9 protein-coding genes and 1 pseudogene are annotated in these 12247 nt (G+C 71.1%); 9 read left to right on the forward strand and 1 reads right to left on the reverse strand.

Annotated features, from left to right (window positions below):
* From AB4Y86_RS03255 to AB4Y86_RS03290, 8 genes and pseudogenes are all read left to right on the forward strand, one after another.
* Nucleotides 1-207, forward strand: a pseudogene (locus AB4Y86_RS03255) (hypothetical protein); the annotation flags it as partial.
* 17 nt (nucleotides 208-224) lie between these two features.
* Entirely contained in the window at nucleotides 225-1487 is a 1263-nt protein-coding gene (locus AB4Y86_RS03260) for a CaiB/BaiF CoA transferase family protein (RefSeq protein ID WP_441400028.1), read from the forward strand.
* The gene (locus AB4Y86_RS03265) at nucleotides 1484-2257 is read left to right on the forward strand and encodes an enoyl-CoA hydratase/isomerase family protein (RefSeq protein WP_441400030.1); all 774 of its coding nucleotides are present in this window, start codon (nucleotides 1484-1486) and stop codon (nucleotides 2255-2257) included. Before AB4Y86_RS03260 ends, AB4Y86_RS03265 begins: the two co-directional genes overlap by 4 nt.
* 146 nt (nucleotides 2258-2403) lie before the next feature.
* Nucleotides 2404-3030, forward strand: a complete 627-nt coding sequence (locus AB4Y86_RS03270) for a hypothetical protein (protein WP_441400031.1) — start codon at nucleotides 2404-2406, stop codon at nucleotides 3028-3030.
* Between the two features lie 153 nt (nucleotides 3031-3183).
* Nucleotides 3184-3930, forward strand: coding sequence for a YcnI family copper-binding membrane protein (locus AB4Y86_RS03275; RefSeq protein WP_441400033.1), 747 nt, complete (start codon nucleotides 3184-3186; stop codon nucleotides 3928-3930).
* Between the two features lie 114 nt (nucleotides 3931-4044).
* Entirely contained in the window at nucleotides 4045-4689 is a 645-nt protein-coding gene (locus tag AB4Y86_RS03280; protein WP_441400035.1) for a DUF4232 domain-containing protein, read from the forward strand.
* Between the two features lie 67 nt (nucleotides 4690-4756).
* A complete protein-coding gene (locus AB4Y86_RS03285) occupies nucleotides 4757-9769 on the forward strand; it encodes a DNA glycosylase AlkZ-like family protein (RefSeq protein WP_441400037.1) in 5013 nt (1670 codons plus the stop codon).
* On the forward strand, nucleotides 9762-10610 hold the full coding sequence (locus AB4Y86_RS03290) for a DNA-formamidopyrimidine glycosylase family protein (protein WP_441400039.1): 849 nt from the start codon (nucleotides 9762-9764) through the stop codon (nucleotides 10608-10610). Before AB4Y86_RS03285 ends, AB4Y86_RS03290 begins: the two co-directional genes overlap by 8 nt.
* A gap of 22 nt (nucleotides 10611-10632) precedes the next feature.
* On the opposite strand, the gene yczE is transcribed toward AB4Y86_RS03290, so the two are convergent.
* Entirely contained in the window at nucleotides 10633-11265 is a 633-nt protein-coding gene (gene yczE, locus AB4Y86_RS03295) for a membrane protein YczE (protein ID WP_441400041.1), read from the reverse strand.
* Nucleotides 11266-11325: 60 nt separating this feature from the next.
* Between yczE and AB4Y86_RS03300 the strand changes: the two genes are divergently transcribed.
* Nucleotides 11326-12247, forward strand: a 922-nt coding sequence (locus tag AB4Y86_RS03300; RefSeq protein ID WP_441400043.1) for an aminotransferase-like domain-containing protein, incomplete at its 3' end; no start/stop codon positions are given.

Raw genomic sequence — 12247 nt, forward strand, 5'->3', positions numbered from 1 at the left:
GGCATGGGCTACCAGTTGGCAAGCGTCATCGCCGGCGGCCCGGCCCCGCTGATCGCGGCCGCCTTGCTGGCCGCCACCGGTGACTCCACGTCCATCTCCATTTACATCATCATCTGTTGCGCCATCAGCATGCTTGCCTTGATTCTGCTGCCCAAAGTCGCCGCGTCGCTGTCTCCGGCACCGGCACACGCGGCAGGTCTGGCATGACCTTCCAAGGCACAGAAGTGATCAACGATGCCGCGCCCGGCCCCGACACGCACACTGCACGGCCGGCCGGGCAGCCCGCCGCCACGGATCCCGGCACGGCCCTGGGCGACCTGCTGGTGCTGGACCTCACCCGCATCCTCTCCGGTCCGTTTGCCACCATGACGCTTGCCGATCTGGGTGCCGACGTCATCAAGATTGAACAGCCCGGGAGCGGTGACGACACCCGACAGTGGGGGCCCCCGTTCCAGGGCGGCGAGGCGGCCTACTTCCTGTCGGTCAACCGCAACAAACGCAGCCTCGCCGTGGATCTGAAGACGGCGGAGGGCCTGCAGATCGTGCAGGAACTTGCGCGCCGGGCCGACGTCGTCGTCGAGAACTTCAGGCCGGGAACGGCCGCGCGGCTGGGATTGGGGTATGACGAGCTGTCGCGGGGGAACCCCGGGCTGGTGTACGCGTCCATCAGCGGATACGGCCAGACCGGCCCCGATGCCGAGCGGGCCGGGTACGACGCGATCGCCCAGGCCCGCAGCGGCATCATGAGCGTCACCGGCGAAACGGACGGGCCGCCGGTAAGGGTGGGCGTGAGCAGCGCCGACCTGGTGGCCGGCATGTGGGCCACCATTGGCATCCTCGCCGCCCTGCACGAGAAGCAGCGGACCGGGGCAGGCCAGTGGGTGGACATCAGCCTGCTGGACGGCTCCGTATCCTGGCTGACCTACGTGTCGAGCGGCTACTTTGCCAGCGGGGAAATCCCCAAGCGCTACGGCTCGGCGCACCCGGCCATCGCCCCGTACCAGGCCTTCCCCACCGCCGACGGATTCGTCATGGTCGCCGTCRGAAACGACAGCCTCTGGCGCAAGTACGCCGCCGCCATCGGCCGCGAGGACCTGGCCGAGGATGAGCGTTTTGCCAGCAATCCCTCCCGGGTGGCCTGGCGGGAAACGCTGGTTCCGCTGCTGGAACAGGTCATGCGGACCCGGACCACCGCGGAATGGGTGGCAGCGCTGGATGCCTCAGGAGTTCCGGTGGGGCCCATCCAGACGGTCGACGAGGCCCTGCGGGACCCCCAGGTTCTGGCGCGGAACATGGTCTCCGAGCTGGTACACCCGACCGCCGGCCCGATGAAGGTCGTCGGCTGCCCGGTGCGGCTGACAAGGACCCCGCCGTCGGTCCGGACGGCGCCGCCGCTGCTGGGCCAGGAGACCGATGAAATCCTCGGCGAACTGGGATTCAGCACGGACCGCATCCGTACGCTGCATACCAGCGGAGCCGTTCAGTGATCGCCGAGGGCCTCCAGGAAATGGACGTTACGCGCTTACCCGGCGACGGCGGTGTGGCTGTACTCAGCGTGGGGACCGGCGAACGGTTCAACGCGCTCAGCTCCCCGCAGTGGCATTCCCTTGCAGAGTCGGCACGGAGCCTCGCTGCGGATCCGTCCCTCCGCGCTGTCGTCATCCGCGGCACCGGGGACACCTTCTGCTCGGGCTCAGACCTGAGGGAGTGGCGGGACGCCACCGGCGCGGACGTGAGCGCCGCCTTCTCGGCCATCGAGGCCGGGCTGCAGGCCGTGGAAGCCATCCCCGTCCCCACGGTCGCCCTGGTCCAGGGTGTGGCCACCGGGGCCGGGTGCCAACTGGCTCTGGCCTGCGATCTTCAAGTGCTGGAGTCCACTGCGAGAATCGGGATGCCCATCGCTCGGCTCGGCATGCTCATCCCGCCGACGTTTGCCAACCGGATGGCTTTGCGGGTCGGCCCTTCCCGGACGAAGGACCTTCTTTACGGGGGAAGGCTGCTGACGGCGTCAGAGGCCTTGGCCATTGGCCTCGTCACCACGGTGGTCCCCGACGGCGCAGGCGCCGAGGAGGTGGCGCGGCTCGCCGAGCAGTGGGGCGGCATGTCGCAGGCTTCGCTGCGGGCATCCAAGGCAGCCGTAAACCTGGGCCTTGCGCCGCTGGATAATCCGGCCCGCAGCCTCCCCCAAGGGCCCGCGGCGGATCCCAAGGAGTTCTTCCGCCGGGTGAACCAATTCCTGCGCCACAAGATGAGCTAGGTAGTCCGTCCCCCTGGCCGGCCCCCCCGCGGCGTCGTATTCGCGGGGGGGACGGGAACGCCCCGGTACAATCTAGGGACAGCCCGCCACCACCGTCCGCAGCCGGCGGGCCCCGCGATCACCGCCGCCGGCGAAAGGAGTGTTCCGTGCGCCCAACCCACGCCCGGACGCCTTTCCACTTGCTCCGTTCGGCCATGGTGGCCACCACGATCCTGACCCTTGCCGCGGCCGCGCACGTCCTGGCCGGTGGGCAGCTTCCCGCCCCCGCCATCCTGCTCGCGTTCCTGGCCCTCACCGGCTTGGTTTCCACCACAGCCACCCGGCTGAAATTGGGCCTTCCCGCGATGACCGGCCTGCTCGGAGCCGGACAAGTGGTCCTGCACGAGGCGTTCTCCGCCTTCAGCGGGACCGTGGGCCCTGCCGGCACCCCCGGAGCAGCCGCCCCGGCACACCACGCGGGCCTGCTCCCGCTTCCCGTCCCGGCGGACCACCTCCGGTTGCACGAGCTCGACTCCCCCCTCGCCCTCTCGATGTTCGCCGGCCACGCACTGGCAACGCTCGCCTGCGCCGTGCTCTTGGCCAAGGGCGAGAGCGCGCTCTGGCAGCTCGCGGAGTGGCTCCGCCCGCTGGTCCAGCTCCCGGCCCCGGCAGTGCCCCGCCCCGCCGCCGTCCCGGTCGTGACGGCACCGCCGCACGCCGCCGTTCCGCTGCCGTGGCGCAACCTCCGGCGCGATTGCCGCCGCGGGCCGCCCGCCGTCGGCGTAACTTCCTAACCTCCTCTCCGGCTGCGGCCGCCCTCCCCCAAAAAACACCGCCCCACTCGACGCTGTCACGCGCGACACGGTGGCGGGTAGTTCCGCCGCGCCTCCCTTTTCCGCGCGCCGCCGCCGTGCCGCGCGCACGCCTGAAAGGCACCTGTTTTGACCATGACCCAGCACAAATCCGCGCTCCGCCGCGCCCTGTCCGCCACCGCCGTCGCTTCAGGCACGGCCGCCCTGATGCTCGCAGGCATCGGCGCCGCCGCCGCGCACGTCGACGTCTCGCCGGACAAAACCTCAGCCAATTCGTCGGCCTTGCTGACCTTCCCGATCCCGCACGGCTGCGAGCAGTCGAGCACCACCAAGGTGACCATCACGCTGCCGTCCGAGCTCAACGATGCCCAGCCCACCGTGAACCCCAACTGGACCGCGACCAAGGTCACGGAGCAGTTCCCCGAGCCGAAGAAGCTGGCAGACGGCTCCGCGATCACCAAGCGGACCAGCCAGATCGTGTACACCGCCAAGGCGCCGCTGAGCCCGGAACTCCGTGACGTGTTGGTGCTCTCGGTCAAGCTGCCCGACGCGGCGGGCAAGACGCTCTACTTCCCGACCCTGCAGACGTGCGAAACCGGCCAGGTCGACTGGTCGCAGATCCCGGCCGAAGGCCAGGACGAGGATTCGCTGCAGTCGCCGGCGCCGTCGCTCACGGTGACGGCGGCCGTTGCCGCCACGGACGGCCACGGTGCCCACGCGGCCACCGCTTCACAGACCTCCACGGACCCGGCGCAGGCCTCCGCCGCGAACGACGACGGCGGCCAGGTCCGCAGCTGGGCGGGCCTCGTCGCCGGCATCGGCGGCCTCGTCCTGGGCGGCCTCGCGCTGCTCCGGAGCCGCAAGACCGCACCCGCCAAGTAGCCCCGGATTGATGCCCGGAAATTACAATCCGGGCATCAATCCGGGTTCGCCGTCGTGGCGTCGTTGACTAAGCCAACCGCGAAACATAACAGTTGAGCCATGAGGCCTCAGCAGATGAAACACAGACTGGTAATTACTTCGGTGACGGTGGCCGCGGCGGCTGCGCTGCTGCTCAGCGGCTGCGGTCCCAGCCAGGGCGCGGCGACCGCAGCCTCGTCCGCAGCATCGTCCGCGCCGCCGTCGGCCTCGGCGATCCAGTCCGCTTCCGCGACCGCAACCCAGTCGACGTCCGGCGCAGCCGCCGCCGGCCCGACGTCGTCCTCCGCCGCCCCCGCCGGGCCCGCACTGTGCAAGGCCGCCAACCTCACGGCCACCCTTGACTCCAAGGGCGGCGGAGCGGCCGGCAGCGTCTACATGCAGCTGATCCTGACGAACTCCGGGGCCGAACCGTGCCTGCTGAAGGGCTTCGCCGGGGTTTCCCTCGCCGCCGGCGCCACCGGCGATCCGATCGGCGCCCCTGCAACGCGCGACGATTCCACCCCGGTTTCCGACGTGCTGCTCGCCCCGGGCAAGGCCGGAACCGCAACCCTGCGCTACACGCAGGCAGGCAATTACCAGGGCTGCACCCGCACCCCGGCCGCGGGCTTCCGGGTTTACCCGCCAGAAGACACCGCGTCGCTGTTCGTCGCCGACACCAAGGACGCCTGCACCGAGCCGGGCATCAATCTGCTGACCATCGGGGCCTTCGCAGCGGTCTAGCCGTATCGCCCAGGGAGGTCCCACAGCCCCGCCAAAGACTGTCGGTACCGTAAGGCATGATGGAGGAATGAAGGGGCAGGAGCTCGCCGGCGCACTCGCGGCCGACGCCATGGACCGGTTCAGCCGGCCGACCAGGGAGTGGTTCCTCGGCGCCTTTTCCGCGCCCACTCCGGCGCAAAACGGCGCCTGGAACGCGATCTCCTCCGGCTCCCATGCCCTCGTGGTGGCACCCACCGGCTCCGGAAAAACCCTCGCCGCCTTCCTCTGGGCCCTGGACCGGCTCCTCGCCTCGGCCCCCGCGGACCCCGAGGAGCTGCCCGGCCTGGAAACCGCCACCGCCAAGGCGGTCCGGCGGAAGGCCCCGAAGCGGAAAACCCGTGTCCTGTATATCTCCCCGCTCAAGGCCCTGGGCGTCGACGTCGAACGCAACCTCCGCGCCCCGCTGATCGGCATCACCCAGACCGCCAAACGCCTCGGCCTGCCCGCGCCGTTGATCAGCGTAGGCGTCCGTTCCGGGGACACCCCGGCGTCGGACCGCCGCTCGTTGCTGAGCCACCCGCCGGACATCCTCATCACCACCCCCGAGTCCCTGTTCCTGATGCTCACCTCGAAGGCACGGGAGACCCTGGACGAGGTGGACACCATCATCGTCGACGAGGTCCACGCCGTCGCCGGCACCAAGCGCGGCGCACACCTCGCCGTCTCGCTGGAGCGGCTCGATGCCCTCTTGGCCAAGCCGGCCCAGCGGATCGGGCTGTCCGCCACCGTCGAGCCGAAAGAACTCGTGGCGCAATTCCTGGCCGGCTCCGCGCCGGTCGAGATCGTGGCGCCGCCGTCGAAGAAAACCTGGGACTTGACCGTTTCCGTCCCGGTGGAGGACATGTCCGATCTGCAGGGCGCTGCCGGCGCCTTCGATTCAGGGCCGGCGTCCGGACTGCAGCCGCAGGCGTCCATCTGGCCTCATGTCGAGGAGAAGATCGTCGACCTGGTACTGGCCAACCAGTCCACCATCGTGTTCGCGAATTCCCGCCGGCTCGCCGAGCGGCTCACCGCCCGGCTCAACGAGATCTACGCCGAACGCCAGCTGGTAGCAGCCGGCGGCGGCTGGGAGGAACCGGGGGGCGCCCAGGCGGTGGCGGCCGCCCCGACAGGCACGCCGGCACTCATGATGGCCCAGGCCGGGAGCACCGCCGGCGCCGATCCGGTACTGGCCAGGGCACACCACGGATCCGTCTCCAAGGACCAGCGCGCCCTGATCGAGGACGACCTCAAGTCCGGCCGGCTGCGGTGCGTTGTAGCCACCTCCTCGCTGGAACTCGGCATCGACATGGGCGCCGTGGACCTCGTGGTGCAGGTCGAGTCGCCGCCCTCGGTGGCCAGCGGGCTGCAGCGGGTGGGCCGCGCCGGCCACCAGGTCGGCGAGATCTCCCAGGGGGTACTCTTCCCCAAGCACCGGGCTGACCTGGTACACACGGCCATCACGGTCGAACGGATGCTGGACGGCAAGATCGAGCGGCTCAGCGTCCCGGCCAACCCGCTGGACATCCTCGCCCAGCAGACCGTCGCCGCGACAGCGCTTGAGGCGATCGACGTCGAGGAATGGTTCGCCACGGTGCGCCGCTCGGCGCCTTTCGCCTCACTCCCCCGCTCCGCGTTCGAGGCCACCCTGGACCTGCTGGCAGGCCGCTACCCCTCGGACGAATTTGCCGAACTGCGGCCCCGGATTGTCTGGGACCGCAACGCTGGCACCATCGAGGGCCGCCCGGGCGCCCAGCGGCTGGCCGTCACCTCCGGCGGCACCATCCCGGACCGCGGGCTGTTCGGGGTGTTCATCATCGGCACCGAGGTGGAAGGCACCGGTTCCCCCGGCGGCTCCGGCGACGGCGACGGCAAGCCCGCCAGCCGGGCGTCGACCGCCAAAGGCGGCCGCCGGGTCGGCGAACTCGACGAGGAAATGGTGTACGAATCCCGCGTCGGCGACGTCTTTGCGCTCGGCGCCACCAGCTGGAAGATCGAAGACATCACGCACGACCGCGTCCTGGTCTCGCCCGCCTTCGGTCAGCCCGGCAAGCTTCCGTTCTGGAAGGGCGATTCCCTGGGCCGGCCGGTGGATCTGGGCCGCGCTCTCGGCGCGTTCATGCGCGAACTCTCGGCGTCCGACGTCGGGCCGGCCGCCGAGCGCTGCAAGGCCAGCGGCCTGGACGACTTCGCCGCGAACAACCTGATCCAGTACCTCGCCGAACAAAAGCTCGCCACCGAAGTGGTGCCCAGCGACACGACGCTCGTGGTGGAACGGTTCCACGACGAGCTCGGTGACTGGCGGGTGGTCTTGCACAGCCCCTTCGGGTTGCCGGTGCACGCACCGTGGGCGCTCGCCGTCGGCCAGCGCCTGCACCAGCGGTACGGGATGGACGGTTCCGCGATGGCCGCCGACGACGGCATTGTGCTGCGCGTGCCGATGATGGAGGACGAGCCGCCCGGAGCGGAGCTGTTTCTGTTTGAGCCCGGCGAGCTCGAACAGATTGTGACCGCGGAGGTCGGCGGCAGCGCGTTGTTCGCCTCCCGCTTCCGGGAATGCGCCGCGCGGGCCCTGCTCCTGCCACGCCAGACCCCCGGGAAGCGGCAGCCGCTGTGGCAGCAGCGTCAACGCTCGGCCCAGCTGCTGGACGTCGCACGGAAGTATCCGACCTTCCCGATCGTGCTTGAAACCGTGCGCGAGTGCCTGCAGGATGTCTACGATCTTCCGGCCCTGAAGGATATTGCTGCCTCCATTGAACGGCGCGAACTCCGGATTCTGCAGACCACCACGCAGCAGCCTTCGCCGTTCGCCAAGTCCCTGCTTTTCGGTTACGTCGCGCAGTTCCTCTATGAAGGCGATTCGCCGCTCGCGGAGCGCCGGGCCGCCGCACTCGCGCTGGATTCGACCCTGCTCAACGAACTCCTGGGCCGCGTGGAACTGCGCGAACTGCTCGACGCCAAGGTCATCGAGGCCACCGAACTTGAGCTGCAGCGCCTCGCGCCGGACCGGAAGATGCGCGGCCTGGAAGGTGTGGCCGACCTGCTCCGGCTGCTGGGCCCGCTCACCCCGGACGAAGTCGCGGCCAGGCTGCAGGCCGAGGGCGGACCGGCCGATGCTGCGCCGGGCGACGACCAACCGTCCGTCGCCGGGCCGGCCGACGCCGGTTCGGGGCCGGCGGCAGCGGAACCCGCAGCCGGCACAGCGGAGGCCGCGGCCCATCTGGCAGTGCTGCAGCGCGCCAACCGCGCGATCAAGGTCAACATCGGCGGCGTCGAACTGTTCGCCGCGGTGGAGGACGCCGCCAGGCTGCGTGACGCGCTCGGTGTGCCGCTGCCGATGGGCGTGCCGCTGGCGTTTATCGAACCCGTCGCGGACCCCCTCGGCGACCTGGTCTCGCGTTACGCCCGGACCCACGGCCCGTTCACCGCTGCCGAGGGCGCCGCCCGGCTGGGACTCGGCGTCGCCGTCGTCGGCACCGCGCTGAAGCGGCTGGCCGCGGACGGGCGCGTCGTCGAGGGCGAATTCCGGCCCCACGCCTCGCCCACGGAGGGCGCGGCAGCCAGCGCGGCGGTACCCGCTTCGCCTCCCGGTGCCTCTATCTCTGCGCCTGCGGCAAACCTCAGCGAATGGTGCGACGCGGAGGTGCTCCGGAAGCTGCGCCGCCGTTCCCTGGCCGCGCTGCGGGCCGAGGTCGAGCCCGTGGATGGCTCCGCGTACGGGCGGTTCCTGCCGGCCTGGCAGAACGTGCGGACACCCGGCGGACGCGGACAGTCAGCGCTTCGCGGCCTCGACGGCATCATCACCGCCGTCGACCAGCTCTCCGGCGTGCCGATCCCGGCCTCAGCCTGGGAACCGCTGGTGCTGGCCAGCCGCGTGTCCAACTACCAGCCGGCGATGCTCGACGAGCTCATGGCGGCCGGCGAGGTCCTCTGGTCCGGGGCCGGGTCGCTGCCCGGCAACGACGGCTGGATGAGCCTGCACCTCGCCGATTCGGCCGAACTGACGCTGAACCCGGACCTGGACTTCGTGCCCGGCGACGCGCAACAACGGCTCCTAGACCACCTGCAGAACAACGGCGGCGGCTACTTCTTCCGCCAGCTGACCGAGATCGCCGGCGGCATGGACACGGTGCTCAGCGACCGGGACGTCGTGTCCGCGCTCTGGGACCTGGCCTGGGCCGGGCGGGTCACCGGGGACACGTTCGCCCCCGTCCGGGCCCTCATCGCCGGCGGCCACACCGCCCACCGGCAAGTCGGGCGCGCGCCGCGGGCCCGTGCGCCGCGGCTTAGCCGGCTGGGCCGCGCCCACGGCACCGGGCTGCTCGGAGCGGCGGGGCTCACCGGCGGCCGCTACGGTTCCGGTACGGGCACGGCCCCCACGCCTCCGCTGGCCGCGGGACGCTGGTCCGCGCTGCCCGCGGCCGAACTCGACGCCACTATCCACGCCCGCGCCACGGCGGAGCTCCTGCTGGACCGGTACGGCGTGGTCACCCGGGGCTCGGTCATGGCGGAAAACATCCTGGGCGGCTTCGGTCTGATGTACAAAGTCCTGGCCCGGCTCGAGGAGGCCGGACGCTGCCGCCGCGGCTACTTCATCGAGCACCTCGGCGCGGCCCAGTTCGCGGTCCCCGCCACCGTGGACCGGCTGCGCTCCTACGTCGAGGACGCCCAGGTGCACCAGGACGAGCCCGTCGCCCTGGCCCTCGCCGCGACCGACCCGGCCAACCCCTACGGCGCCGCGCTGGCCTGGCCGGCCTTGGACGTGGAAGCCGGCACCGGCCACCGCCCGGGCCGGAAAGCGGGCGCCCTCGTGGTGCTGGTCGACGGCGCGCTCGTCCTCTACGTGGAACGCGGCGGCAAGACCCTGCTGGCGTTCAGCGCCGACGCCGGGATCTTGGCCGCCGCCGGCGCCGCCCTCGTGGGCGTGGTGACGCGTGGCGCCGTCGACAAGCTGATCATGGAGAAGGTCAACGGCCACGCCATCCTGGACACCCCGGTTGCCGCCGCGCTAGCCCAGGCCGGCGCTTACTCCACCCCGAAGGGACTGAGAATCCGTGCCTGAGGGCGATTCCGTCTTCCGCGCCGCTGCACAGCTGCATGCCGCTCTGGCCGGCAAGGAGTTGCTCGCTTCCGACTTCCGGGTGCCCCGCTTCGCGACACTCAAGCTGGGCGGCTGGACCGTCCAGGAAGTGATTCCCCGCGGCAAGCACCTGTTGATGCGGGTGGCGGGTCCGGCGCCGAAAGACCGGCTCACCATCCACTCGCACTTGAAGATGGAAGGGACCTGGCAGGTCTATCCGCCGGGCGGCCGGTGGCGCAAGCCCGGCTTCACCGCGCGCTGCGTGTTGCGCACGGCGTCGGCGGACGCCGTCGGGTTCTCGCTGGGGCTGCTGGAAGTCATCCCTACCGCCGAGGAGGGCGCCGTCGTGGGCCACCTCGGACCGGACCTCCTCGGCCCGGACTGGGACATGGCCGAAGCCGAACGCCGCTTGCTCGCGGCGCCCGAGGTGCCGATCGGCGTCGCCCTGCTGGACCAGCGCAACCTCGCGGGGATCGGCAACATCTACCGCTGCGAGGCGTGCTTCCTGTCCGGCGTTCACCCCGCGTCGCCCGTTTCGGCGGTTCCCGACCTGGCGGCGATGGTCACCGACGCGAAGGTCCTGCTGACCGCCAACCTGGGTCCCGGCCGACGCACCACGGTGCTGAACGCGCGCGGCGTCCCCGTGGGCAGGACCGCCGGGCGACCCGGGTACTGGGTGTACCGTCGCGAGCACCAACCCTGCCTCAAGTGCGGCACCCCCATCCGCCGCGGGGTCCTCGCCAAGGAGACCGGCGCCGAGGAACGGGACGTCTATTACTGCCCCCGCTGCCAGCCGCCGCCGGCACCCGGGGACAAGGTGTGACGGGACCAGACGTGACGGGTGTTCAGAGTGCGGCGGTGGCGGGGTCGCCTGCCGCTAGCGGGGACTCGGGCCGTTTCGGCTCCGGCACGGTGAACCGCGGCAGCAGGAGCTGCACCAGCGGACCGATCGCCAGCGCATAGAGCACCGTCCCGACGCCCACCGAGCCACCCAGGAGCCAGCCGGCGGCCAGCACCACCACCTCGATCCCGGTCCGCGCGCCCCGTACCGGCCACCCGGTGCGCCGGGCGAGTCCGGTCATCAGTCCGTCCCGTGCCCCGGGTCCGAGACGCGCGCCGATGTACAGGGCCGAGGCCACCCCGTTGAGCAGGACGGCCCCGATCAGGAGCGCGATCTGGCCGCCCAAGTGCGAGAACTGCGGGATTAGCGCCAGCCCGACGTCGGCAAACACCCCCACCAGCACTGCGTTGCACAGGGTGCCGATCCCGGGCCACTGACGCAGCGGAATCCAGAGCAGGAGCACCAGGAAGCTGACGCCGATCACCACCGTGCCCAGGCTCAGGCCGGTCCTGCCGGCCAACCCCTGGTGCAGGACATCCCACGGCGCCGTCCCCAGACTGGCCCGGATGACCATGGCCAACGACACGCCGTAGAGGGCAAGGCCGATCAGGAGCTGGAGGAGTCTGCGCGTCAACATGACCCCATCCTCTCGGATAACTGGCCTTGTAATCCATAGCCAGTTTGAAATACTGGCCTTATGTCCGGAGCCCTGAATTCCAGCTCGCTGGTCCGCCTGCTCGGCGGGTGGAACATCGGCGCCGCGCCCGCCTACCGCGAGCTGGCCGACGTCGTCCGCCTGCYCATCCTCGACGGCCGCGTCCCGCTCGACGTCGCCCTGCCCAGCGAACGGTCGCTGGCCGCGACTCTCGGCATCAGCCGCACCACCGTGACCGCCGCCTACGCCCTGCTGCGCGACCAGGACTTCCTGAGCGGCGGCCCGGGCAGCCGGAGCCGCAGCCGCATCCCCGGCCACGGCCCGTTGCGCGCGGGGGGAAACGACGACGGCGCGCGGCTCAGCGGCGCTCCCGGGCTGGCCGTTCCGGACGGTCTCCTCGACCTGGCCTATGCCTCGTTGCCCGCGAGCGGCGAAGTAGTGCACCGCGCGTTTGCCGCCGCACTGACGGAGCTGCCGGTCCTGCTGCCCGGCTTCGGCTATGACGCCCTCGGAGTGGGCCCGCTTCGGACGGCGGTCGCGGCCCGCTACACCGCGGCCGGGGTACCCACCACCGCGGAGCAGATCCTGGTCACCTCCGGTGCGCAGCACGCCCTGAACATCGTGCTGCGGACCCTCGCGGGCCGGTCCGGAAAGGTGCTGGTCGAACACCCGAGCTACCCGAACGCACTCGACGCCATCCGGGCCGCGGGGTGCAGGACGGTGCCGGTGGCCATGCCCGCTGCGCCCCGCGGCGGATCAGGCGCGCCGGCCCTCGACGTCGGCGGTACGGCCGGCTGGGATCTCGAGGCGATGGAGTCGGCGCTGTCACAGCAGCGGCCCGCGATGGCCTACGTGGTGCCTGACTTCCATAACCCGACYGGCCGGCTGATGCCGGATTCGCAGCGGCGCCGCCTCGTAGCGGCGGCTGCGGCGGCGGGCACCGTGCTGGTGGTGGACGAGACGC

This window comes from Arthrobacter sp. 2YAF22_2 (assembly GCF_052114645.1).
GTDB lineage: Bacteria > Actinomycetota > Actinomycetes > Actinomycetales > Micrococcaceae > Arthrobacter.

Excerpts from the sequence above, each read along its gene's own strand:
- AB4Y86_RS03275 (WP_441400033.1), top strand. The coding sequence starts at position 3,184 with ATGACCCAGCACAAATCCGCGCTCCGCCGCGCCCTGTCCGCCACCGCC.
- AB4Y86_RS03280 (WP_441400035.1), top strand. The coding sequence starts at position 4,045 with ATGAAACACAGACTGGTAATTACTTCGGTGACGGTGGCCGCGGCGGCT.
- AB4Y86_RS03285 (WP_441400037.1), top strand. The coding sequence starts at position 4,757 with ATGAAGGGGCAGGAGCTCGCCGGCGCACTCGCGGCCGACGCCATGGAC.
- yczE (WP_441400041.1), bottom strand. The coding sequence starts at position 11,265 with ATGTTGACGCGCAGACTCCTCCAGCTCCTGATCGGCCTTGCCCTCTAC.